At 67.8% G+C, this 22,902-nt stretch carries 22 protein-coding genes and 1 pseudogene; 9 read left to right on the top strand and 14 right to left on the bottom strand.

Annotated elements, in window-relative coordinates; all coding sequences use genetic code 11:
• Positions 1-16: 16 nt before the first annotated feature.
• The 8 genes from K3M35_RS26145 to K3M35_RS12880 all read right to left on the bottom strand — a co-directional run bounded on the left by K3M35_RS26145 (position 17) and on the right by K3M35_RS12880 (position 6,446).
• Positions 17-556, bottom strand: coding sequence for a hypothetical protein (locus tag K3M35_RS26145; RefSeq protein WP_259443956.1), 540 nt, complete (start codon positions 554-556; stop codon positions 17-19).
• A gap of 63 nt (positions 557-619) precedes the next feature.
• The gene (locus K3M35_RS26150; protein ID WP_259443957.1) at positions 620-1,282 is read right to left on the bottom strand and encodes a hypothetical protein; all 663 of its coding nucleotides are present in this window, start codon (positions 1,280-1,282) and stop codon (positions 620-622) included.
• A 60-nt stretch (positions 1,283-1,342) separates the two neighbouring features.
• Positions 1,343-1,915 (bottom strand): NTP transferase domain-containing protein, encoded by a 573-nt coding sequence (locus K3M35_RS12855; protein ID WP_220666505.1) that lies wholly within the window; start codon positions 1,913-1,915, stop codon positions 1,343-1,345.
• A 9-nt stretch (positions 1,916-1,924) separates the two neighbouring features.
• Entirely contained in the window at positions 1,925-2,338 is a 414-nt protein-coding gene (locus K3M35_RS12860) for a nuclear transport factor 2 family protein (protein WP_006551916.1), read from the bottom strand.
• Positions 2,335-3,216: a TIGR03619 family F420-dependent LLM class oxidoreductase gene (locus tag K3M35_RS12865; protein WP_220666506.1), complete on the bottom strand. Its 882-nt coding sequence runs from the start codon at positions 3,214-3,216 to the stop codon at positions 2,335-2,337. The genes K3M35_RS12860 and K3M35_RS12865 overlap by 4 nt, the downstream gene beginning before the upstream one ends.
• Before the next feature lie 8 nt (positions 3,217-3,224).
• Positions 3,225-4,400, bottom strand: coding sequence for a thiolase domain-containing protein (locus tag K3M35_RS12870; RefSeq protein WP_006551914.1), 1,176 nt, complete (start codon positions 4,398-4,400; stop codon positions 3,225-3,227).
• Positions 4,400-5,461 carry a thiolase domain-containing protein gene (locus tag K3M35_RS12875; protein ID WP_019290103.1) on the bottom strand — a complete coding sequence of 354 codons (1,062 nt, stop codon included), beginning with the start codon at positions 5,459-5,461 and terminating at the stop codon, positions 4,400-4,402. The genes K3M35_RS12870 and K3M35_RS12875 overlap by 1 nt, the downstream gene beginning before the upstream one ends.
• Before the next feature lie 13 nt (positions 5,462-5,474).
• Positions 5,475-6,446, bottom strand: a complete 972-nt coding sequence (locus K3M35_RS12880; protein ID WP_220666507.1) for a Zn-ribbon domain-containing OB-fold protein — start codon at positions 6,444-6,446, stop codon at positions 5,475-5,477.
• A 90-nt stretch (positions 6,447-6,536) separates the two neighbouring features.
• On the opposite strand from K3M35_RS12880, the gene K3M35_RS12885 reads away from it, so the two are divergent.
• The gene (locus K3M35_RS12885) at positions 6,537-7,574 is read left to right on the top strand and encodes an LLM class F420-dependent oxidoreductase (protein ID WP_019290101.1); all 1,038 of its coding nucleotides are present in this window, start codon (positions 6,537-6,539) and stop codon (positions 7,572-7,574) included.
• Between the two features lie 60 nt (positions 7,575-7,634).
• On the opposite strand, the gene K3M35_RS12890 is transcribed toward K3M35_RS12885, so the two are convergent.
• A complete protein-coding gene (locus K3M35_RS12890) occupies positions 7,635-9,164 on the bottom strand; it encodes an AMP-binding protein (RefSeq protein WP_006551910.1) in 1,530 nt (509 codons plus the stop codon).
• 141 nt (positions 9,165-9,305) lie between these two features.
• On the bottom strand, positions 9,306-10,205 hold the full coding sequence (locus K3M35_RS12895; protein WP_232512420.1) for a crotonase/enoyl-CoA hydratase family protein: 900 nt from the start codon (positions 10,203-10,205) through the stop codon (positions 9,306-9,308).
• Between the two features lie 45 nt (positions 10,206-10,250).
• On the opposite strand from K3M35_RS12895, the gene K3M35_RS12900 reads away from it, so the two are divergent.
• The 4 genes and pseudogenes from K3M35_RS12900 to K3M35_RS12915 all read left to right on the top strand — a co-directional run.
• Entirely contained in the window at positions 10,251-11,918 is a 1,668-nt protein-coding gene (locus tag K3M35_RS12900; protein WP_220666508.1) for an acyl-CoA synthetase, read from the top strand.
• An 8-nt stretch (positions 11,919-11,926) separates the two neighbouring features.
• Positions 11,927-13,039, top strand: coding sequence for a nitronate monooxygenase family protein (locus K3M35_RS12905; RefSeq protein WP_024102947.1), 1,113 nt, complete (start codon positions 11,927-11,929; stop codon positions 13,037-13,039).
• Positions 13,040-13,314: 275 nt separating this feature from the next.
• Positions 13,315-14,535, top strand: a complete 1,221-nt coding sequence (locus K3M35_RS12910; RefSeq protein WP_220666509.1) for a CaiB/BaiF CoA-transferase family protein — start codon at positions 13,315-13,317, stop codon at positions 14,533-14,535.
• A 93-nt stretch (positions 14,536-14,628) separates the two neighbouring features.
• Positions 14,629-14,856: pseudogene (locus tag K3M35_RS12915) on the top strand (nitronate monooxygenase); the annotation flags it as partial.
• Here K3M35_RS12915 and K3M35_RS12920 read toward each other — a convergent pair.
• From K3M35_RS12920 to K3M35_RS12935, 4 genes are all read right to left on the bottom strand, one after another.
• Positions 14,822-15,343 (bottom strand): DUF3253 domain-containing protein, encoded by a 522-nt coding sequence (locus K3M35_RS12920; protein ID WP_006551904.1) that lies wholly within the window; start codon positions 15,341-15,343, stop codon positions 14,822-14,824. The pseudogene K3M35_RS12915 and the gene K3M35_RS12920 sit on opposite strands and share 35 nt — an antisense overlap.
• A gap of 118 nt (positions 15,344-15,461) precedes the next feature.
• Positions 15,462-17,096 (bottom strand): long-chain-fatty-acid--CoA ligase, encoded by a 1,635-nt coding sequence (locus tag K3M35_RS12925; protein WP_220666510.1) that lies wholly within the window; start codon positions 17,094-17,096, stop codon positions 15,462-15,464.
• 4 nt (positions 17,097-17,100) lie between these two features.
• A complete protein-coding gene (locus K3M35_RS12930; protein ID WP_006551902.1) occupies positions 17,101-18,216 on the bottom strand; it encodes an acyl-CoA dehydrogenase family protein in 1,116 nt (371 codons plus the stop codon).
• A 15-nt stretch (positions 18,217-18,231) separates the two neighbouring features.
• A complete protein-coding gene (locus K3M35_RS12935) occupies positions 18,232-19,416 on the bottom strand; it encodes an acyl-CoA dehydrogenase family protein (RefSeq protein WP_220666511.1) in 1,185 nt (394 codons plus the stop codon).
• A 132-nt stretch (positions 19,417-19,548) separates the two neighbouring features.
• Between K3M35_RS12935 and K3M35_RS12940 the strand changes: the two genes are divergently transcribed.
• From K3M35_RS12940 to K3M35_RS12955, 4 genes are all read left to right on the top strand, one after another.
• The gene (locus tag K3M35_RS12940; RefSeq protein WP_006551900.1) at positions 19,549-19,734 is read left to right on the top strand and encodes a ferredoxin; all 186 of its coding nucleotides are present in this window, start codon (positions 19,549-19,551) and stop codon (positions 19,732-19,734) included.
• Positions 19,735-19,867: 133 nt separating this feature from the next.
• On the top strand, positions 19,868-20,794 hold the full coding sequence (locus tag K3M35_RS12945) for a 3-oxoacyl-ACP reductase (RefSeq protein WP_064851531.1): 927 nt from the start codon (positions 19,868-19,870) through the stop codon (positions 20,792-20,794).
• Positions 20,795-21,263: 469 nt separating this feature from the next.
• Positions 21,264-22,028 carry an ABC transporter permease gene (locus K3M35_RS12950; protein ID WP_064851530.1) on the top strand — a complete coding sequence of 255 codons (765 nt, stop codon included), beginning with the start codon at positions 21,264-21,266 and terminating at the stop codon, positions 22,026-22,028.
• A 16-nt stretch (positions 22,029-22,044) separates the two neighbouring features.
• Positions 22,045-22,893, top strand: coding sequence for an ABC transporter permease (locus K3M35_RS12955; RefSeq protein ID WP_024102955.1), 849 nt, complete (start codon positions 22,045-22,047; stop codon positions 22,891-22,893).
• The last annotated feature ends 9 nt before the right edge of the window (positions 22,894-22,902 follow it).

The following is a 22,902-nucleotide window of genomic DNA, read 5'->3' on the forward strand; positions in this document are numbered from 1 at the left end:
GCACATCCCGTGTCGTCTACAGGACCTCGGACCTGCGGCCGATCCACCACATCGCGGCCCCCGCCGCGAGCACACCGGCTACCGATACACCGGTCGTGAGAACCGTCCACGAGTCCGGCGTCCACCCGGACGGAGAATCGGTGAGAGGCGTGTAGGCGGTCCATCCGAATCGGGTGAGCAGAGGCAACGCCATCACGGCGGGCAGCGAGAAGGACGCGGCGGTGACTGCGCTCGTCGACGGTAGTGCCGCGCTGATCGTGTACGCGGCTGCCACCGGAAGAACGAAGAAGGTCGCCAGGAGGTGGACGTTGTCCCAGGGCGCACGAGTGAAGATCGCCGTGATCGTGACGAACGCGAGCACGCCCACTCCGGCCGTCGGCCTCGGCGCGCGACGGCCCAGCCACGCGCCGACGGCGGCGAGCACGACCATCACGGCCGGCAGGAACCATCCGCCGGGAATCCACGAGGGAGCGGTACCCGCGGCGACGGCCACCGCGAAGGCGGCGAGCAGGACCGCTCCGCTTCTCTCGCGCAGCCACAGGGCAGCACCGATCACGAGTGGGACAGCGACGATGCCCCACAGCCATCGCCCGTTCCCGCCGGGACTCGCATCCGGAGATCACACGGCACTGTGAAGAGACCGATACAGCACGACGGCGACGAGCGGTAGGCCGATACCGACCACCGTTTCCCTCACATCCCATCGTCGTTCGTCGACCGAATCGGGAGCACCGGCACGCATCACGAGAGCCGCTGTTGCCACCGCGATGACAGTCACCGAGAGAACCGTCCACACTGTGTTGGCGGGCTGCGCCGACACCTCGAGGTACACGGCGCTTCCGGACGAGGAGGCCGCGAACTCCCGGTATTCCGCGACGGGTTCCGCGGTGAGCAGCGCGGCAACGACGCCACCGGTCATCACCGCGGGGAGCCGGGTGCCCGCAGTTCGGGCGCAGCAGACGACGAGGGCACCGAGCACCAGGCCTGCACCGACCGCCGAGACGTACATGTCGAACCGCCACGCACCCGGCAGGGCGACGACCGCCACGAGTGCGGCTCCGGCCACGACGGCGCCGAGCGCGCCCACCCGGTGGCGTAACCACAGCGCGATCGACGCGGCGACGAGCGCTCCCGTGGCAGACGCGGTGATACCCGAAGTCTCCACGGCACCGAAACCGAACCCGGTATCGAGTGGATAGGTGTCGACGCTCGGCGCGGCGAGGACGGTTCCGGCGGTGAAACTGCCGACGGCTGCGAGTGCGTAGAGAATCCAGGAGGGCACCCCCTACCTTCTCCGAGCGGTCACCGGGACGCGGCGCCGACACGCCGGGCGACGATGCGATCAGGTCAGGCGGCGAAGATCCTCGGGGGTATCGACGTCTCCGGGGTCGGCGAGCCCGGTGCAGTCGAGACGCCGCACGCGTTCACGATTGCGGGCGAGGAAGGACCGCGCGCCCTCGTCGCCGGTGGCGTCGGCGGCGGCGCCCAGCGCATCGGCGATGTCGAAGACCACCGGGTGACCGGGGTGATCTCCGAAGGCGGGGAGCGTCACCGTCCCCGTGTGGTGCACATCCAGGAGATGGCGGACCAATTCGGCTGTGATGCCGGGAAAATCGACGACGGTGAGCGCAACCCTCTGGTGGGCTCGTGCCGCGTCGACCCCGCGGCGCAGGGATGTCGACATGCCGACGGTCCAGTCGGGGTTGTAGACCGTTGTCGCTCCGGTAGGGCACGCGGCGGCCACATCGTCGCCGAATGCGCCCACGACCACGATCACGTCGTCACAACCACCTTCGAGCAGTGCCTCGACGACGGTATGCAGCAGGGGACGGCCGCGGTGGGGGAGCAGCGCTTTCGCCCGTCCGCCCAGTCGCGAGCCGTCCCCTGCCGCAAGAACGATCCCGGCTGTGCCCATGGCCCGACTCTACGAGACGGGGCGCACGGTTTTCATCGCGCGGTCCACTTCCCAGAACGCACGCAGCGAGACGATCCTCCCGTCGTCGTCCACGCGGTAGACGAACACGCCCTCCGCATCGATCAGATTGCCTGCCATCGTCGTACGGATAGTGCCGATGTTGACGCATTCGTCGCCGCAGACCAGCACGTCGTCGACGAGGAATTCGAGCTTGTCGGTGTTCGCGATGGTCATGTCGTAGAACTTCGCGATCGCCTCGGCACCGTGATGCCCCTTGCCCTCCGGATCGAAGCCGGACGGACCCACCGGATCCTCGACGCACGCGTTCTCCGCGAACAGCGCGAGCCACTCGTCCTTGCGTTTCCCGCTCGCCGCCGCCTGCGACGCCTTCGCTGCGATACGCGCCGGGTGTTCCTCGCTCATGCGGCATCCCTTCCGGGAATGTACTTGTCGGCGAACTTCCGCAGCGATTCCTGCTTCGCCTCGAGCGGGGAGTCGAAACCGTGGCCGTCGAAGATCCACGGCACCACGATGATGTCGGTGACCCCGGCGTCGGCCAGTTCGGCGTAATCGGAACCACCGAACCTGTCGACACACACCGTCTGGATCTCGAACGGCAGGTTGCTGCGGCCGTACTCGGCCCGCAATTCGCGCAGTCGGGTGATGACCCCGACCAGATCGTCGAACCCGATCATCGCCGACGTCCAACCGTCACCGACCCGGGCCGCACGACGCAGTGCCACCTCGGTGTGCCCACCGACGTAGAGCGGTACCGGTGCGGTGGGCGCGGGACTCATCTGCAGCCGGTCGAAGTCGTAGAACTCGCCGTGATGTTCGACCATGCCGCCGTCGAGGATCAGCTTCAGAACGTCGATCATCTCGTCGACGCGCTTGCCGCGCTTCGCGTAGGGCACACCGCACCACTCGAATTCTTCCGGCGCCCAGCCGATTCCGACACCCAGTCCGAACCGGTTCCCGGTGAGGTTCGCAACGGATCCGACCTGCCGCGCCAGCAGCACCGGATTGCGGGAGCCGAGCTTGAGCACCTGGGTGTAGAACCGGATCGTCGACGTGGCGGCCGCCATCGACGCCGCGGCGATGAGCGGATCCACCCAGGGGGTGTCGGGCGTCCACATCCGCGAACCGTCGGGGGTGTACGGATAGTCGACCGTCTGCTTCTCCATGTAGAACAGGGAGTCGGGCAGTGCGATCGAGGTGTATCCGCACTCCTCGGCGGTCTGCGCGATGCCGGTGAGCTGGTCGAGTGGGGTCATCGCGACCCCGACGGTGAACGAGACCATGATGCCTCCTAATTCGTGGGCCGGTCGGAGCCCACCACCCACATGGAGAAGTACTGGGATCCACCGCCGTAGGCATGTCCGAGTGCCTTGCGGGCGCCGTCGACCTGGTGATCTCCCGCCGTGCCCATCACCTGGATCGCGGCTTCGGCGAACCGGATCATGCCCGATGCCCCGATGGGGTTGGAGCAGAGCACGCCGCCGGACATGTTGACCGGAAGCCGACCGCCGATCGCCGTCTCGCCGGCCTCGGTGAGTTTCCACCCCGACCCCTCGGACGCGAAACCGAGGTTCTCGAGCCACATCGGCTCGAACCACGAGAACGGCACGTAGATCTCGGCGCAGTCGATCTCGCCGAGCGGATCGGTGATACCGGCCTGCTTCCACAGTGCTGCGGCAGCGACCCGTCCGGCCTCCGGATTCACCTGATCGCGCCCGGCGTAGGTGGTGGGTTCGGTGCGCATCGCCGTGGCATGGATCCACGCCACCCGGCGGCCGGCCTGCTCGGCGGCCTTCGCGGTGTCCTCGTCGCCGAGCACGACCGCGCACGCACCGTCGGACGACGGGCACGTCTCGTCGTACCGGATCGGATCCCACAGCATCTGCGAGGCCTGCACCTTCTCGAGGGTGATCTCGGGCTGCTTCAGATGCGCGTACGGATTCTTCGCGCCGTTGAGGCGGTCCTTGACCGCGACCATCGCCCCGATGTGCTCGGGCGCACCGGACCGGCGGATGTACGAACGGACGTGCGGCGCGAAGTAGCCGCCCGCGCCGGCACCGACCGGCATGGTGAACGGGACCGGTGTGGACAGCGCCCACATCGCGTTCGACTCGGACTGCTTCTCCCAGGCCACCGCGAGTACCCGGCGGTGCACGCCGGCCTGGACGAGGCTTGCCGCGACGTTCGCCGTCGAGCCCCCGACGGACCCGGCGGTGTGCACGCGCAGCATCGGCTTGCCCGTGGCGCCGATGGCGTCGACCATCGACAGTTCGGGCATCATGACGCCCTCGAACAGGTCGGGGGCCTTGCCGATCACCACGGCGTCGATGTCGTCCCAGCCCACCTGGGCGTCCGTCATGGCGCGGTCGATCGCCTCGCGGACGAGGCCGGACATCGACACGTCGTGCCGCTTGGCGACGTAATGGGTCTGCCCGGTTCCGAGGACAGCTGCGGGTTGCTTCGCCATCAGTTGCGTCCCTCCAGAACGGCTACCAGATTCTGTTGCAGCACAGCACCGCTCGTCGCGTGCGCGAGTGCACGTCCGGCCGTGCCGTCCATGATCGCCTGCGCTGCGTAACCGATGCGCTCGAGACCGCCGGAGAACATCGGGTTGCCCGTCAGCGGCCCACCGGACGGGTTGATCGTCGTCGACTCGCCCAGGCCGATCGCCTCGCGCAGGATGAGTTCCTGGTGCGTGAACGGTGCATGCAACTCGGCGACGTCGAAGGCGGTGTCCCCGCCGGTGACGGCCTGCGCTGCGGCCCGGGTCGAGGGTGAGACGGTCAGATCGAGTGCGCCGAAGTTCGGTGAATCGGTGCGATGCTCGATCCCGGTGATCCACGCCGGGTTCTCGCACAGCTCGCGCGCCCGGTCGCCGGTCGCGAGGACGATCGCGGCCGCGCCGTCGGTGACGGGGGCGCAGTCGTGCTTGCGCAACGGGTCGGCGATGTACGGCTGGGCGAGCAGTTCGTCGATGTCGAAGTCGCCGGAGAGTTGCGCCTTGGGATTGTCCTTGGCGGCGGCGCGGCTACGGACCGCGACCTCCGCCATCTCGCGGTCGGTCCACTTACCGGATTCGAGACCCAGGCGGGCCTGCAGGCCCGCGAGCGAGACGGAGTCGACGCCCAGAGGGGCCACGAGGTACGGATCGAGCTGCAGGGACAGGGTTCGGCGCAGAGTGCCGGCCGAGGACTTGCCGAAGCCGTACACGAGGGCGGTGTCGACCTCACCCGTGATGAGCTTGACCCACGCCTCGTAGAGCGCCCAGGCCGCATCCATCTCGACGTGCGATTCGTTGATGGGCGGGACGGCGCCGATCGCATCGATCGCCGAGATGAACGAGAATGCTCGTCCGGCAAGGTAATCGGAGGAACCCGAACACCAGAAACCGATGTCGGACTTGGTGATGCCGAGCTTGCCGTACAGCTCCTGGAAACACGGGACGAGCATCTCGACGCCGTTGGTGGTGCCGAACGTCTCGCGCACGTGCGGAGCGTGCGCGAAGCCGACGACTGCGATGTCTGTCATGTGTCCGCCGCTCTCAGAGGTGGTGTTCGAAGGTGTCGTAGTCGGCGTCGGGTTCGCCGGTGGGACGGAAGTACTCGATGTTGCGCAGCGTGTGATCCCACTCCTCGCGAGGACGCCATTTCGCTTCGACACGCATGCCCATCCGCACCTCGGACGCATCGCATTCGAGGATCAGGTGCAGGAACGGGATGTCGGCACCGTCGAGCAGTACGTAGGCGGCGACATAGGGCGGCTCGATCTGCTGGCCGAGGAACGGCACGTTCACGATGCAGAAGGTGGTGACGATGCCCTTGTCGGACACTTCCACGGGTTCCTTCGTCGGTACACCGTCGGTGGGGCTCGCACCGCGCGGGGGCACGTAGACCTTCCCGCCCGGGCCGGTGCGGCCACCGATGATCCTGCCGTCCTTCAACCCTCGCAGGTACCAGGATTCCTCGGGGGAGGCGGAGTGCCGGTAGTCCAGGTCGACGGGAGTGGTGATCATCGTGACCGGATCACCCTCGGCCGCTGCGACGGTGATCGTCGCCTCGCCGGGTTCGAACGCCTCGATGTCGTGGATGTCGCCGGTGCGTTCGGCGGCCCACCGCACACGTACACGCAGACCCGTCTCGATGTCGTCCGGGGAGCCGACGTCGACGGCGTGCAGGAGTGCGGTGTCGGTGCCGTCGAGGCGGATCAGTGCCCAGGCGAAGGGCCGGTCGAAGGGCTGTCCGGGCAGCGGTTCGGCGTTCCACGTCCAGCTCATCACGGTGCCGGTCTGTCCGACCTCGACGACATCGGTGAGTGGTTCATGGGTGACCGCGTCGTATTCGGGGGGTGGGACGAGGACCCGTCCGTCGGATCCGCGGGCGCCGAGAATGCGGCCGTCGCGCAATCCGGTGACGAAGGCTCCGACGGTCGGCCCGGTGGATCGTGTGTAGTCGAACTTCAGATTCAGCGGTGCGCTCAGCGGTGGCTCGGCAACCGCGCTCTTTCCCAGGCTCACAATTTCGAGTAGAACAGGTTCTAGTGGTGCTGGCAAGAGCGGCGCGCGAACTGCATCTCTCCACGATTCGCCCGACAGGAAAGGCGTCCAATGAAACTGGGACTGCAACTCGGCTACTGGGGTGCTCAGCCGCCCTCGAACGCACCGGAAGTCGTTGCTGCGGCCGAGGCCGAAGGATTCGACGCCGTCTTCGCCGCCGAATCGTGGGGATCGGACGCGTTCACGCCGCTGGCCTGGTGGGGCTCGTCCACGGAACGGGTGCGGCTCGGCACGTCCGTCGTGCAGATCTCCGCGCGTACTCCGACGAGTTGCGCGATGCACGCGCTGACGCTCGATCACCTCTCGAAGGGCCGGCACATCCTCGGTCTCGGCGTCTCGGGGCCGCAGGTGGTGGAGGGCTGGTACGGCCAGCCGTTCGCCAAGCCCCTCGCACGGACCCGCGAGTACGTCGACGTGATCCGCAAGGTGCTCGCGCGCGAAGCGCCGGTGACCGGCGACGGACCGCACTTCCCGCTGCCCTACGCGGGCGCCGGATCAACCGGGCTCGGTAAACCGCTCAAGCCCATCACGCATCCGCTGCGGTCGGACATCCCGATCTGGATCGGTGCCGAAGGTCCGAAGAACGTCGCGCTCACCGCCGAGATCGCCGACGGCTGGCTCGCGATCTACTACACCCCGCGCCTGGCGTCGATGTACGACGAATGGCTCGACGAGGGGTTCGCCCGGCCGGGCGCCCGACGCACCCGTGAGGACTTCGAGATCGCGGCGACCTGCCAGGTGGTGATCACGGACGATCGCGCAGGGACGATCGCGGCGATGAAACCGGTGACCGCGCTGTATGTCGGCGGAATGGGTGCGCCGGAGTTGAACTTCCACGCGCAGGTCTACCGGCGGATGGGATACGAGGCCGTGGTCGACGAGGTGACCGCGCTGTTCCGTGCCGGCCGTAAGGACGAGGCGGCGGCAGTGATCCCGGACGAGATGGTCACCGAGACGATGATCGTCGGCAATGCCGACGAGGTGCGCGAGGGTGTGAAGCGCTGGGAGGCGGCCGGCGTGACGATGCTGCTGGTCGGTTGTCGCGATGTCGACCAGGTGCGCACGATCGCCGAGGTGGTGCTGCGCTAGATGCCGCCGCGGGCGGAAACCCTTCCGTGAGGACGGTTTCCGCCCGCCGCGGGCGGGGCGTCAGGAGGCGTAGGCCGCCTTCAGCTTGCCCTTCACCAGCTTGCCCGTGGGGGTGCGGGGCAGTTCGTCGACGAAGTCCACCGACCGCGGCACCTTGAAGTGGGCGACCCGCTCGCGGACGTACGCGATGAGGTCGTCGGCGAGATCGGGTGATGTGGTGGCACCGGACGACACCTGCACGACGGCCTTGACCTCCTCGCCCATCTCCGGATGGGGTACGCCGATGACGGCGACGTCCTCGACGGCCGGGTGCAGGGCGAGCACGTTCTCGATCTCCTGCGGATAGATGTTCACTCCGCCGGAGATGATCGTGAACGACTTGCGGTCGGTCAGATACAGATAACCGTCCTCGTCGAGGTAACCGAGGTCGCCGACCGTGGTCCATGTGGGATGCTCGGGATGCTGCGACGCCGCGGTCTTCTCGGGATCGTTGTGGTACGAGAACGGAACCTTCTCGTACTCGAGGTAGATGGTCCCCACCTCACCGGCCGGGAGTTCCCGCCCTTCCTCGTCGCAGATGTGTGCGGGCCCGAGCACGCTCTTGCCGACCGAACCCGGGTGTTCGAGCCATTCCTGGCTGTTGATGAACGTGATCCCGTTGGCCTCGGTGGAGCTGTAGTACTCGTAGATCACCGGTCCGAGCCAGTCGATCATCGACCGCTTGACCTCCGGCGGGCACGGCGCGGCGGCGTGGACGAGCACGCGCAGACTCGACAGGTCGTGGCGGGCACGGATCTCGTCGTCGAGCTTGAGCATGCGGACGAACATCGTCGGCACCATCTGCCCGGCGGTGATCTTGTGCTCCTCGATGTGCCGGAGCGCGGTCTCGGCGTCGAACTTCTCGGCCAGGACCACCGTGCCGCCGAGCGCGTGGATCGCCCCACCCCAGCGCAGAGGCGCTGCGTGATAGATCGGGGCGGGGGAGTAGTAGACGTCGGAGTCGGTGAGGCCGAAGAGGAACTGTGCCACCGTCACCAGCGGCTCACCGGGTTCGTCGACGCGACGTTCCGGGAGATCCGGCTGGATTCCCTTGGGGAAGCCCGTGGTTCCGGACGAGTACAGCATGATGGCGCCGCACGGTTCCTCCTCGAGCCGCGGACCGGCCCCGGCGAGGGCGTCCTCGTACGACTCGAAACCGCGCACGGCGCCGCCGAACGCGAGTCGCGCGGAACCGATCGTGACCTTCTCGCCGACCTGTTCGGAAAGCTCACCCAGCGTCGTCGAGACGATCAGAGCCTTCGCGCCGCTGTCCTCGACGATGTACGCCACCTCGCCGGCGGTGAGGTGGCTGTTGACCGCCGTGATGTACAGCCCGGACCGCATTGCGGCCCAGAACACCTCGAATGCCTCCGGCCGGTTGTCGGTGAGGAGGGCGACGACGTCGCCGGGGCGGAGCCCGGCATCGTGCAGCACTCGGGCGAGCGCCGCTGACCGGTCGTCGAGTTCGCGGTAGGTCAGGCTCCGGCCACTGTCGGCCAGGACGACGGCGAGCTTGTCCGGGGCGGTGCGGGCGTGGACTCCTGGATACATGGGGGCTCCTCATTGCCTCGACATCGCCTCGACGAACACTGTGATCTTGTGGTCTGGATCACGGCCGACAATGTAGCAGAGCTAAGGAGATGGTTGTGACCGTGCTCTCACGGGTGGGAGTGCGGTCCACAGTGGCGCAGGTCAGGAACCCGAGAACTTCGGGGCACGCTTCTCCGCGAACGCCCGCGGCCCCTCCTTGGCGTCGGCGCTCTTGAAGACGGCGGCGCCCAGTTCGGCGTCGATCCGGAACGCCTCCTCCTCGTGCAGACCTTCCGCGTCGCGGATGGTCCGGAGGATGGCCTGCACGGCGACCGGGCCGTTGTTCGCGATCGTCTCGGCGATCTCGAGGGCCTTGTCGAGTGCGGTGCCGTCGGGGACGACGTAGCCGATGAGCCCGATCTCCTTGGCCTCGGCGGCCTTGATGTGGCGGCCCGTGAGCAGGATGTCGGCGGCGATCGTGTACGGGATCTGCCGGACGAGGCGCACGGCGGATCCGCCGAGCGGGAACAATCCCCACTTCGCCTCGGAGACGCCGAATTTCGCGCTCTCGCCGGCGACACGGATGTCGGTGCCCTGCAGGATCTCGGTGCCACCGGCGATCGCGGCACCCTCGACGGCCGCGATGAGCGGTTTCGTCAGGCGGCGGCCCTTCAGTAACGCCGGCAGACGCGACAGGTCCCAGCCCCCGTCGTTGCCTTTCCCGTCGCTCCGCTCGCCCTGCTCGAACTTGTCTCCGGGAGGCGCTGCATTCATGGCCTTGAGATCGGCACCCGCGCAGAACGCTCCACCGGTGCCGGTGAGGATCGCGACGCGGATCTCGGGATCTTTGTCGACGCGATCCCAGGCCTCGTTCATGATCGCCATCATTTCGCCGGACAGCGCATTTCGTGCCTCGGGGCGGTTGAGAGTGACGATCAGAACGTGGCCGCGTTGCTCGACGAGGCAATGCGGTGCGCGGGACGAAATGTCCGAATCGGCTGCGCCGGGGGCTTCGGTAGCGGACACTGGCGGGACTCCTCGCAGGATTGTGAACTGGATCATATTCAGGTCTTGTCAGAAACGGTAACACGTTCTACTTTTGTCAGTGTGGCCCTAAACATCGCAGACCTCGTCGAACACGCAATCGACCTCGTTCCCGAGCGCGTCGCGCTGGCCTCGGACGGACGTGAGGTCACCTACGCACAGCTGGAGGAACGAGCCAACCGACTTGCTCATTACCTGCGCGAACAAGGTGTGAAGCCGGGCGACAAAGTCGGCATCTACTCGCGCAACACCATCGAGGCCGTAGAGGCGATGATCGCGGTCTTCAAGATCCGCGCGATCATGATCAACGTCAACTACCGCTATGTCGAGAACGAGTTGCAGTACATCTTCGACAACTCCGACATGGTCGCGCTCGTCCACGAACGTCGCTACTCCGACAAGGTCGCGAACGTCCTGCCGAACACTCCGCTGGTGAAGACCGTCGTGGTGGTCGAGGACGGCACCGACGTCGACTTCTCGGCCTATAGCGGCATCGAATACGAAGCGGCACTGGCGCAGAGCAACCCGGAACGCGACTTCGAAGACCGCAGCGCCGACGACATCTACATGCTCTACACCGGCGGCACCACCGGTCACCCCAAGGGCGTGATGTGGCGTCACGAGGACGTGTGGCGCGTCCTCGGCGGCGGTATCAACTTCATGACCGGGGAATGGGTCAAGGACGAATGGCAGCTGGCGAAGGAGGGCGCCGAGAATCCCGGTCTCGTGCGCTATCCCATCCCGCCGATGATCCACGGTGGCGCCCAGTGGGCGCTGTTCCAGTCATTGTTCAGCGGCGGCAAGGTCGTCATGCACCCCGAGTTCTCGGGCCACGAGGTGTGGCGCATCATCGACGACCACAAGGTCAACGTCATCTTCATCACCGGCGACGCCATGGCCCGCCCCATGCTCGACGCACTGGAGGAGGGCAACCCGGCAACCGGTCAGCGCTACGACCTCTCGACCCTGTTCGCCATGGCATCGAGTGCGGCCCTGTTCTCCCCGTCCATCAAGGACCGTTTCCTCGACCTGCTGCCCGGCAAGATCATCACCGACTCCATCGGCTCGTCCGAGACCGGCTTCGGTGGCATCGGCATCGCCGAGAAGGGCAAGACCCTCGGCGGCGGCCCCACGGTGAAGATCGACGAGTCGACCACCGTCCTCGACGACGACGGCAACCCGATCGAACCGGGTTCCGGAAAGGTCGGCATGGTCGCGCGCACCGGCAACATCCCGCTCGGCTACTACAAGGACGAAGCCAAGACCAAGGCGACCTTCCGCGAGTACAACGGGATCCGCTACTCGATCCCCGGTGACTACGCGCGCGTCGAGGGTGACGGCACCGTCACAATGCTCGGCCGCGGTTCGGTCTCGATCAACAGCGGCGGCGAGAAGGTCTACCCCGAAGAGGTCGAGGGCGCACTCAAGCAGCACCCGGCGGTCTTCGACGCCCTGGTGGTCGGTGTGCCGGACGAGCGCTTCGGCGAGCGGGTCTGCGCCGTCGTCGCCCTGCGCGAGGGCGAGCAGACGACGCTCGACGAACTCATGACGACGGCACGGTCGAAGATCGCAGGGTACAAGGTGCCGCGCGCGGTGTGGTTCGTCGACGAGATCAAGCGGTCGCCGGCCGGCAAGCCCGACTACCGGTGGGCCAAGGACCAGACCGGATTGCGTCCGGCCGACGAGGTCTACAACAACGGCGACGGCAACGGCGCCGCGGCGACGGGATAGAAGGACGCATGCAGACCGGCCTCAGCAAGAAGTTCGGTATCGAGTATCCGATCTTCGGATTCACGCCTTCCGAACACGTCGCGGCGGCGATCAGCCGCGCGGGTGGACTCGGTGTCCTCGGGTGTGTGCGGTTCAACGACCCGGAGGAACTCGACGCCGTCCTGACCTGGATGGACGAGAACACCGACGGCAAACCGTACGGCGTCGACATCGTGATGCCCGCCAAGGTGCCCACCGAGGGCACCGCGGTGGACCTCGACAAACTGATCCCCGCCGAACACCGTGCCTTCGTCAACCGCACGCTCGAAGAACTCGGTGTGCCGCCGCTGTCCGACGACGTCGGCAAGGCGAGCGGTGTTCTGGGCTGGCTGCATTCGGTCGCGCGTTCGCACGTCGACGTGGCACTCGCACACCGGCCCGCCCTGATCGCCAACGCCCTGGGGTCGCCGCCGAAGGACGTCATCGACCTCGCGCACGAGAAGGGAGTGCCGGTCGCGGCACTCGCGGGTGCGGTCGAGCACGCGAAGCGGCACGTCGAGAACGGTGTCGACATCGTGATCGCGCAGGGCTACGAGGCCGGCGGGCACACGGGTGAGATCGCATCGATGGTGCTGTGGCCCGAAATCGTCGACGCGCTCGGCGATTCCGCGGCAGTGCTCGCCGCCGGTGGTGTGGGATCGGGACGGCAGGTCGCGGCGGCGCTGGCCCTCGGCGCCTCCGGTGTGTGGATGGGTTCGTACTGGCTCACCACCTCGGAGTACAAGCTCGGGGCGGCCGCGCACGGTCCGTCGTCGATCCAGCGCGCGTTGCTCGGAGCGAGCTCGTCCGACACCGTGCGGTCGCGGATCTATTCGGGAAAGCCCGCGCGTCTGCTCAAGACCAAGTGGACGGAGGCGTGGTCGAAACCCGGTGCGCCCGAACCGCTGCCGATGCCGCTACAGAACATCCTGGTGAGCGAGGCGCATCAGCGCATGTCGGCGGCCGATGACCCCGAGGCCGTCGCGATGCCGGTCGGGCAGGTGGTGGGGCGAATGAACGAGATCCGTCCCGTCGCGGAGATCATGGCCGACCTCGTGCGGGGCTACGACGAGGCCGTCGATCGGCTGAACGAGGCGCGATAGGACCACAGTGGTGGGGTGGCAGGTGCCCGGGGTGGAGTGATCCGCCCCGGGCACCGTCCCTTTCCGGGATCTGCGTCGGCCGGGGTGTCGCCGGACAGGGGGGCAGCGGCGGTCGGGGGTGGGGGTCGACGGCTGAGGTGTGCCCGATCCGGCACTACCCTGGGGTGGACGTGACGCGAGCGGTACCGGTCGTGAACCGCACCGCAGCGGACTCGAAGCGTTCACCGAGGAGGAGGCCGTTCACCTCGGTTACCGAGCAGAGGACGGAAGACGCAGTGACACAGGCCGAGTCGCAGGCAACCGGAGCGCTCACGGACATCAGGGTGCTCGAACTGGGCACCCTGATCGCCGGGCCGTATGCAGGACGCCTGCTCGGCGACATGGGCGCCGACGTCATCAAGATCGAGGACCCGAAGCGGCCCGACCCGCTCCGCACCTGGGGGCAGGGCGAGCGGGACGGGCATCGCTTCTTCTGGACGGTGCACGCGCGCAACAAGCGCTGCGTCACCCTCGATCTCCGGGCGCCCGACGGGCAGGAACTGTTCCGGCGTCTCGTCGCCGAGTCCGACGTGGTGGTCGAGAACTTCCGTCCCGGCACGCTCGAGAAGTGGGGGCTCGGCTACGACCTGCTCTCCGAGATCAATCCGGGCATCGTGCTGGCTCGCGTCTCCGGATACGGGCAGACCGGTCCCAAGGCCGGGCAGGCCGGCTACGCGTCCGTGGCCGAGGCTGAGAGCGGTCTGCGGCACCTGAACGGCTATCCCGGGCAGGCGCCCCCGCGACTCGCGCTCTCCCTGGGCGACTCCCTCGCCGGGATGTTCGCCGTGCAGGGCATCCTCGCCGCGCTGCTCGGCCGCGAACGGACCGGACGTGGGCAGGTCGTCGACGTGGCGCTCACCGAGGCGTGCCTCGCGATCCAGGAATCGGTGATCCCCGACTACGACGTCGCAGGCGTCGTCCGCGGCCCCTCCGGCACCCGGCTCGAGGGCATCGCCCCGTCGAACCTGTACCGGACGTCCGACGACATGTGGATCGTCATCGCCGCCAACCAGGACACCGTCTTCCGTCGCCTGTGCGCGGCGATGGAGCGCCCCGAGCTCGCCGACGACCCGCGCTTCGCCGACCACCTCGCGCGCGGCGTGAACCAGGACGAGCTCGACACCCTCATCGGCGAGTGGGCGGCGACGTGGACGCTCGACGACCTGCTGGCGCACCTGTCGTCGTCGGGTGTGGTGTCCGGGCCGGTGAACACCGTCGCGGAGGTCGTCGCCGATCCGCAGTTCCAGGCACGGGACATGATCGTTCCGCATCACGACGAGCGCACCGGCGCAGACGTACTCGGCCCCGGTGTGGTGCCGACGCTCACCGGGACGCCGGGTTCGGTGCGTCGTGCCGGCCCGCCCGTCGCGGGATACGACAACGCGGCGGTCTACGGCGAGATCCTCGGACTGAGCGACATCGAGCAGAAGGAACTGCGCGAGCGCGGAATCATCTGAGGTACGCAACGCGAGGCGAAGGCTCGCAACGTCGGCAGTCACTACCGGTGTTGCGAGCCTTCGTCCGTTGTTGCGTGCCTTCCGCGCAAGGTCACCCCGCAGGTGGAGGTGGCGCTGCAGCATCCGAAGGTCACGCTCATCGCCAACGCACTCGGCACCCCGCCGGCCGACATGATCGAGCACATCCACAAAGCCGGTCGCAAGGTCGCGGCGCTGTGCGGTTCGCCGAAGCAGGCCCGCAAGCACGCCGACGCCGGTGTCGACATCATCATCGCTCGGATTCGTCTCACGGGGAGGGACGAGGGTGCTCGAGGTTCGGTCCGGGTGCAATCCGGATCGGGCCTCGTGCCGTCTCCATGTCCACCGGCTCGCCCTTCTGCGTGATCACCACGTGGCCGCTGCGTTCGAGTTCGGCGGCCACCGAGCGTGCGGCGTCCATGAGGTCGCGCCACGAGTCGCCACCCGCGACCCGCGCGGCGTCGCTGGGACAGATGGTGGACGGATCCCGTTCCCGGAGCAGCGCGCAGATCGTGGCCGCCAGCCGTTCACGATCCGCATACTCGTCGCGTGGTTCCCACCACGGATGCCCGCGTTCACCGAGCGCGACCTTCGCGTCCTGGACGCGGTGCCGTGCGGAGTCGCCGTCGCTCTTCACGAGACGCCGAGCGCGCATCAACTCCGCCACGAGTTGCTTTTGCAACGGTTCAGGAATCGTGGGATCGGTGGCACGCCAGCGCCGCCCGTTCACCACCACATATCTGCCGTCGGGCGTGCGCTCCGCCCCTCCGGATGACCCGTCGGTGTCCATCGGCCCCGCCCGTCACTCGACTCGACGGCGACGGAAGTCCTTCCGGACTTGTCGCCGAACAACCACCGCCGCGGCACAACTGTACGCGCGGGGGCGCGTCGGCCGAGGGGCGACGACGCTATCGCGCAGAAGTGCCGAGGGAGGCCGGTTCGAGAAGCTGCGCCAGTTCGTCCGACAACAGCCGGAATTCGGAATCGCCACGTTCCCGAATCCAGACCGGATCGGTGCAGGACCAGCGTTCGGCGGCCAGAGAACGGGTCAGGACCTTGAAAGTCGCGGTGCGGGGGAATTCGCGGCAGATACGGATCAGGGTGGGCAGCTGCTTGGGGCCGAGATCGGTCTGTGCATCGAGGAAACGCGCGAAAGCGGCGGGATCGAAGTCGGAATCCGCAGCGGGAATCACGGCGGCCATCACGCGGTCGCCGACCTGCCGGTCGGGCACCCCGTACACCGCGACCTGAGCGAAGCCCTCGTACCGCATCAGGATGCGCTCGATGGGCGCCGCACCGAGATTCTCACCGTCCACCCGGAGCCAGCCCGAACTGCGCCCAGCGAAGTACACGAAACCGTTCTCGTCCTGGTAGGCGAGGTCGCCGCTGTGATAGCGCCCGTCGCGGAGGCGTTCGACGTCGGCCTCGGGATTGTTGTAGTAGCCGTCGAACAGACCGGCACCGCGCACGTTGACGAGCTCGCCCGTCGCGGCGTCGGCGTTGGTGATCCTGCCGTTCGCGTCCGACACCGCCGGAGGGCAGCGTCGCCCCGTCTCGGGATCGAGGATCTCGATGCCCTCGGGAAGCCGACCGAGGGCGCCGGCCGGGACGTCGGGTGCCGACGCGATCGCGATGCCGCCCTCGGTCGAGCCGAACCCGTCGACCACCCGCGCGCCGAAGCGCCGCGTGAACTCGGTGACGTCGTCGGCCGACGCCTCGTTGCCGTACACGATGCGCAGCGGGTTGTCGTGGTCGTCGGGCTGCTCGGGAGTCGCCACCACATACGACAGCGGCTTGCCGACGTAGTTCGCGAAGGTCACGCCGTAACGGCGGACGTCGGGAAGGAAACCCGACGCCGAGAACCGGCGACGCAGGGCGATGCTGCCGCGCGCGGCGAGTCCGACCGACCAGCCGGCGATCATCGCGTTGGAGTGGAACAGGGGCATCGACACGTACACGGTGTCGTCGGAGCCGAGACCGAACCGCGTGGCGAGCATCGTCGCGGGATCGGTGAACTTGCGGTGCGTGCACCGCACGGCCTTCGGGTCGCCGCTCGTGCCCGACGTGAAAATCAGCATGAACAGGTCGTCGGGGGAATGCGCGGCAGTCTCCACGACCGTGCCGGTGAACGGGGCGAGCATCGCCGTCCACTCGGGGGAGTCGACGTCGATCACCCGCACGTCGCCGAGATCCACACCGTCGAACAGTGACGCATGTGCGGCCTCGGTGAACACGACCCGGCAGTCGGCGAGCGTGATGTCGCGGGCGAGCGCCGCACCGCGCCGGGTCGTGTTCAGGCCCACCACCACCGAACCGGAGAAGGCCGCGGCGCCGAGCAGCAACGAAAACTCCGGGACGTTGTCCATGAGGATCCCGATGTGCTTCGGTGCCGGGCCGTCGAGCAGGTCGCGCAGCAATGCGGCGCGTCGCCGGGACTGTGCGACGTGTTCGCGCCAGGACAGCTCGGTCTCCTCGAAGCGCAGTCCTCGATCGTCGACGTCGGCGAGTCGTTCGAGCAGTTCGGTGACGGTGAAGGCGGACATGCGATCAGGCCGGGACGTCGGCGAGTTCGCGTCCGAGCGCGCGCAACTGGTCGGTGGCGGAGCCGAGCAGGAACTCGTGGTGCTTGGCCGCGAGGAAGTAGCGGTGCACCGGATGGTCCTCGTCGAGTCCGACACCGCCGTGCACGTGCACGGTGGTGTGCGCGACACGATGTCCCGCATCGGCAGCCCAGAAGGCCGCGGTGCGCAGGGCGTCGTCGTGACGCTCACCCGAAGCCATGCGGAAGGCGGCCTGCCACAACGTCAGACGCACCGCCTTGACGTCGATATAGGCGTCGGCGAGTCGCTGGGAGACGGCCTGGAAACTGCCGATCGGGCGGTCGAACTGGACGCGTTCGCGCGCGTACTGCGCGGTGAGCTCGAGCGCCTGCTCGAGGACGCCGCATTGGTAGGCGGCGGAGCCGAGCAGGCTGCGGTCGCGCAACCACGTCGCCACGGCGAGGCCGTCGGTGCCGAGGACACGATCGGCCGGGAGCGCGACCTGCTCGAGGGTGACGATGCCGCGACTGTCGAAGTCAGTGGTCTGCTGACGGGTGATCGAGACACCCGGATCGTCGGGTCGCACGAGGAAGACCGACACCGAGTCGCCGATGGTGGCCGGGACGAGGAAACCGTCGGCGACCGGCGCCGAGTCGACGACGATCTTCACGCCGTCGAGCACGTGACCGTCGCCGGTGGCCTGCGCCCGGGTCGCCGGGGTCGTGGGATCGGGGTTCAGTTCCTCGGCGAGCGCGGCGGAGAGGATCTGCTCGCCGGTCGCCGCAGGGCGTCCCCACTCGGCCTGCTGCTCGGCGGCGCCGAACTCCGCGATCGCCGACGCGCACGCGGCGATCGAGCCGATGTACGGGACGGCGGCGACGCCGCGGCCGAGTTCGCGCAGGATGCTCGCCTGCTCGAGCGGGCCGTAACCGTCTCCGCCCAGCGACTCGGGAAGAGCGGCGCCGAGCACGCCCGACGATGCGAGCGTGTCCCACAGGGTGCGGTCGAGGCGGTCCTCGGAGGCGTCGAGTGTGCGCAGGTGCTCGTTGGTGACGATGTCCGCGACGATGCTGCGGGTCAGTTCTGCGAGATCCTGCTGGGCCTCGGTAAGGGTGAAGTCCACGGTGCGCGTCCTTTTCTAACGCTTGGCGGGCGGCTGGCCGAGAGCGGTCATCGCGATGATGTCGCGCTGGACCTCGTTGGTGCCGCCACCGAAGGTGAGGATGAGGGAACTGCGGTGCATGCGTTCGATCCGTCCGCGGAGCAGCGCGCCGGCCGAGTTCTGCCGTACCGTCGCCGCGGGTCCGAGGACCTCCATGAGCAACCGGTAGGCCTCGGTCGCGAATTCGGTTCCGAACACCTTGTTGGCGGAGGCGGCCTCCGGGCCGAGCGGGGTCGTGCCGGCGCTCGAGGCGATGTCCCAGTTCATCAGCTGCAGGTATTCGGCCTCGGCGTGGACGCGTGCCAGGTTGATCTGGACCCATTCCTGGTCGATCACCCGTCGCCCGTCGGGCAGATGCGTCTCCTGCGCCCAGCGCCGGACCTCGGTCAGTGCGGTGCGCACGGGGCCGGCGGAGGTGAGCGCGACCCGCTCGTGGTTGAGCTGGTTGGTGATGAGTGCCCAGCCGCCGTCGACCTCGCCGACGAGTGCGGACGCCGGGACGCGCACGTCCTGGTAGTAGGTGGCGCTCGTGTCGGGGCCGGCCATGGTGTGCACGGGGGTGTACGAGAAGCCGGGAGCGTCGGTCGGCACGATGAAGACGCTGATCCCCTTGTGCTTCTTGACATCCGGGTTGGTGCGCGCGGCGAGCCAGACGTAGTCGGCGTAGGCGATCAGGCTCGTCCACATCTTCTGCCCGTTGATGACCCACTCGTCGCCGTCGCGCACCGCGGTGGTGCGCAGGGAGGCGAGGTCGGTGCCGGCGCCGGGTTCGGAATAGCCGATCGAGAAGTGCAGTTCGCCCGCGGAGATGCGAGGGAGGAAGAACTCCTTCTGCTCGTCCGTGCCGTAGTGCATGATCGTCGGCGCGACCGAGTCGATGGTGAGGAAGGGGACGGGCGCGCCGGCGATGGCCGCCTCGTCGGTGAAGATCAGTTGGTCCATCGCGGAACGGTTCTGGCCACCGTACTCCTCGGGCCACCCGAGGGTGAGCCGGCCGTCCTTGCCCATCTGCTGCACGACCTCGCGGTACACGTTGCCGGAGCCGTACTCCCCGGTCGTGGCCGCGAGCGCCTCGCGGCGCTCGGGTGTCATGATCTGTGCGAAATAGGCCCGCAATTCCTCGCGGAGGGCTTGTTGCCCGGGGGTGTAGGAGATGTCCACGAACGCTCCGTTTCGTCGCTGCGTGTCCCCGCGAATCGTCTCTGTGGGATCATCGCGAATCATTGCACAGAATTGGAACGCGTTCTAGTCTGGACTCGATCGGTCGGCGCGAATGTGAAGCGAGGTCCCGGAATGGATGTCAAGGTCGACTTCGACCGCTGTGAAGCGAACGGCGTGTGTGTCGGGCTGGCGCCCGACGTCTTCGATCTCAACGACGACGACGAGCTGATCGTCACGCATCCCGTACCCGAGGGTAGCGAGGACGTCGTCCGCGAGGCCGTCGCCCAGTGCCCGCGTGCGGCCCTCGCCGAGGCATGAGCGTCGGACGGTGACCGGCACCGACCCTTGTCAGGAAAAATAACAAGTTCTACATTCTCGGTGCCCCCGGGTCCTGGTGGGGAGAGTACCGGCGTGCGGCCGGCAATCGGCCCGAATCTCGAGGAGTACGTGGATGAGTGCGGACGCCAACGGTGGCGCGGAGAACGACGATCGGGTGTCTCTCGAAGGGCGGGTCGCCGTCGTCACGGGAGCCGGAGCGGGACTCGGACGTGCCGAGGCGCTCGCGCTCGCGCGGGCCGGAGCATCGGTGGTGGTCAACGATCTCGTGGAGAACGACGCGGTGGAGGACACCCTCGCGCGGATCCGCGATCTCGGTGCCGAGGCGGAGTTCGTGCCCGGCAGCGTCGCCGAGCGTGAGACGGCCGATGCGATGCTCGCCGCGGCGCACGGCAAGTTCGGTGGTCTCGACATCGTCGTCAACAATGCAGGCATCACGCGGGATCGGATGCTGCCCAACATGTCCGACGACGAGTGGGATTCGGTGGTCGCAGTGCACCTGCGTGGTCACTTCCTGTTGTCCCGCAATGCTGCGGCCTACTGGCGCGACCGGTCGAAGCAGGAGGGTGGCCCCGTCTACGGGCGTCTGGTCAACACGTCCTCGGAGGCCGGTCTGCTCGGGCCGCCCGGGCAACCCAACTACGGTGCCGCCAAAGCCGGCATCACCGCGCTCACCCTCTCGGCCGCCCGTGGTCTCGAGCGGTACGGTGTCCGCGCCAACGTGATCTGCCCGCGAGCGCGGACGTCGATGACCGAGGCGGTCTTCGGTGGTGCGCCGGACGACGGCATCGATCCGCTCTCGCCCGACCACGTCGCGAATCTGGTCGCCTATCTCGCCTCCCCGGCGGCCGGGCGCGTCAACGGGCAGGTCTTCATCGTCTACGGACCCATGGTGGCCCTGATGGCCGCGCCGGTCGTCGAGCAGCGTTTCGACGCCGACGGGCAGTGGACCCCCGCAGCGCTCGCCGACGAGCTCGGCGGTTACTTCGCCGATCGTGATCCGGGCCGGACGTTCTCGGCCTCGGCGGCTCTCGATCTGTAGTTCCGGCATCCCCTGCTGTTCCCGTTCGGGGACAGCAGGGGATGTCGTGTCTTCGTCCCCGGGCCGGGATCCTGCAACTACGGATGACGGACACCGGGGTTCCGGTAGCGTCACGCCCACTCGGGCCGTTCCTCCGGCTCTCGCCGGGCCCCGTAATTTGGCTTGGTACGTGTTCTAATTTTTTCCCCTACTGCGACGACCCGATCGGGCCGTGACGGCCTCTCGTGCCGAGGTGATCGAGCTCGGGCCCGGCGTCGAGAATCTCACCGAAACCCCAGCGTAAAACCACTTATGAGCGTGTCGATACGCGTCGGTCGACGCCCGTGTGTCCGTTCGGACGGAAATGGATCGAGATGCCCCTCGACGAATCTTTGACAGGTGAACACGTTCTAGTTACTATGACCCGGGTCACAGCACACGCCATCGATCGGCCGCGCGCCGACGACGTGAGGATCGAAGGGGGCACACGATGATAGACCTCCTCGAGGTTCCCTTACGGGCCGTCGGCGGACTGTTCGCCATGACCGGCGAGACCGCCCGGGCGGCCTTCCGTCGCCCCTTCCAACGGCGCGAGTTCATCGACCAGGCATGGTTCGTCGCACGCGTCTCGCTCGTGCCCACCGTGCTCGTCGCGGTGCCGTTCACGGTTCTGGTGAGCTTCACCCTCAACATCCTGCTCCGGGAGATCGGCGCGGCCGACCTCAGCGGAGCGGGTGCGGCCCTCGGCGCGGTGACGCAGGTGGGTCCCATGGTCACGGTGCTCATCGTCGCCGGTGCCGGCGCCACCGCGATCTGCGCCGATCTCGCGGCGCGCACCATCCGCGAGGAGATCGACGCGATGCGTGTGCTCGGCATCGATCCGATCCAGCGTCTCGTCGTGCCCCGGGTGCTCGCGTCCACCGTCGTTGCCCTACTGCTCAACGGTCTCGTGTGCACGATCGGCATCCTCGGCGGGTTCGCCTTCTCGGTCTTCCTCCAGGACGTCAACCCCGGCGCGTTCATCAACGGCATCACCCTGCTCACCGGCTTCGGAGAACTGATGATCTCCCAGGTCAAGGCGGGGCTGTTCGGCATGATCGCGGGGCTGGTCGCGTCCTATCTCGGTCTCAATGTCAAAGGTGGAGCGAAGAGTGTCGGTGACGCCGTCAACCAGACGGTCGTGTTCGCGTTCATGGCGCTGTTCGTGGTCAACCTCCTCGTCACGGCCGTCGGCATCAAGCTGACCGCGGGATGAGGGGAGCGGAGATTTCATGGCAGTGATGTCCTGGCGCTTCCCCCGTGCGGTTCGGCGCATGACACGTGCGTCGTCCACCGTGGACCGGGTGGGGGAGCAGGCGCTGTTCTTCGGGCGCGCCCTCGCGACGGTCCCCCGGGCGCTGATGCACTACCCCAAGGAGACGGTGCGTCTGGTCGCCGAGATCAGCATGGGCACCGGCGCACTCGCCGTCATCGGCGGCACCGTCGTGATCGTCGGCTTCCTGACGCTCTTCACCGGCGGCATCATCGCCGTGCAGGGCTTCAGCTCACTCGGCAACATCGGTGTCGAAGCGCTCACCGGCTTCTTCGCGGCCTTCATCAACGTGCGTATCGCGGCCCCGACGATCGCCGGCATCGGGCTGGCGGCCACCATCGGCGCCGGCTCCACCGCCCAGCTCGGCGCCATGCGTGTCTCCGAGGAGATCGACGCGCTCGAGACCATGGCGATCCCGTCCATCCCGTATCTGGTGTCCACGCGCGTGCTCGCCGGGATGATCGCGATCGTCCCGCTGTACTCGCTCGCCGTGATCGCCTCGTTCGTCGCGAGCCGCTTCGCGACGGTGGTGCTCTACGGCCAGTCGGCGGGCGTGTACGACCACTACTTCACGACCTTCCTGATACCCACCGACATCCTGTGGTCGTTCGTCCAGGCCATCGTGATGGCGATCGCCGTGATGCTCATCCACACCTACTACGGTTTCACCGCAGGTGGCGGCCCCGTCGGTGTGGGTGTCGCGGTCGGCAACGCGGTGCGGGCCTCGCTCGTCGCGGTCGTCACCGTCACCCTGCTCATCTCGCTCGCCGTCTACGGCGCGACCGGCAACTTCAACCTGTCGGGATAGGGCGCGCGA

Source organism: Rhodococcus sp. DMU2021 (assembly GCF_019641445.1).
Classification (GTDB): domain Bacteria; phylum Actinomycetota; class Actinomycetes; order Mycobacteriales; family Mycobacteriaceae; genus Rhodococcus; species Rhodococcus pyridinivorans.

Excerpts from the sequence above, each read along its gene's own strand:
- K3M35_RS12855 (WP_220666505.1), bottom strand. The coding sequence starts at position 1,915 with ATGGGCACAGCCGGGATCGTTCTTGCGGCAGGGGACGGCTCGCGACTG.
- K3M35_RS12860 (WP_006551916.1), bottom strand. The coding sequence starts at position 2,338 with ATGAGCGAGGAACACCCGGCGCGTATCGCAGCGAAGGCGTCGCAGGCG.
- K3M35_RS12865 (WP_220666506.1), bottom strand. The coding sequence starts at position 3,216 with ATGGTCTCGTTCACCGTCGGGGTCGCGATGACCCCACTCGACCAGCTC.
- K3M35_RS12870 (WP_006551914.1), bottom strand. The coding sequence starts at position 4,400 with ATGGCGAAGCAACCCGCAGCTGTCCTCGGAACCGGGCAGACCCATTAC.
- K3M35_RS12875 (WP_019290103.1), bottom strand. The coding sequence starts at position 5,461 with ATGACAGACATCGCAGTCGTCGGCTTCGCGCACGCTCCGCACGTGCGC.
- K3M35_RS12885 (WP_019290101.1), top strand. The coding sequence starts at position 6,537 with ATGAAACTGGGACTGCAACTCGGCTACTGGGGTGCTCAGCCGCCCTCG.
- K3M35_RS12890 (WP_006551910.1), bottom strand. The coding sequence starts at position 9,164 with ATGTATCCAGGAGTCCACGCCCGCACCGCCCCGGACAAGCTCGCCGTC.
- K3M35_RS12895 (WP_232512420.1), bottom strand. The coding sequence starts at position 10,205 with ATGATCCAGTTCACAATCCTGCGAGGAGTCCCGCCAGTGTCCGCTACC.
- K3M35_RS12905 (WP_024102947.1), top strand. The coding sequence starts at position 11,927 with ATGCAGACCGGCCTCAGCAAGAAGTTCGGTATCGAGTATCCGATCTTC.
- K3M35_RS12920 (WP_006551904.1), bottom strand. The coding sequence starts at position 15,343 with ATGGACACCGACGGGTCATCCGGAGGGGCGGAGCGCACGCCCGACGGC.
- K3M35_RS12925 (WP_220666510.1), bottom strand. The coding sequence starts at position 17,096 with ATGTCCGCCTTCACCGTCACCGAACTGCTCGAACGACTCGCCGACGTC.
- K3M35_RS12940 (WP_006551900.1), top strand. The coding sequence starts at position 19,549 with ATGGATGTCAAGGTCGACTTCGACCGCTGTGAAGCGAACGGCGTGTGT.
- K3M35_RS12945 (WP_064851531.1), top strand. The coding sequence starts at position 19,868 with ATGAGTGCGGACGCCAACGGTGGCGCGGAGAACGACGATCGGGTGTCT.
- K3M35_RS12950 (WP_064851530.1), top strand. The coding sequence starts at position 21,264 with ATGATAGACCTCCTCGAGGTTCCCTTACGGGCCGTCGGCGGACTGTTC.
- K3M35_RS12955 (WP_024102955.1), top strand. The coding sequence starts at position 22,045 with ATGGCAGTGATGTCCTGGCGCTTCCCCCGTGCGGTTCGGCGCATGACA.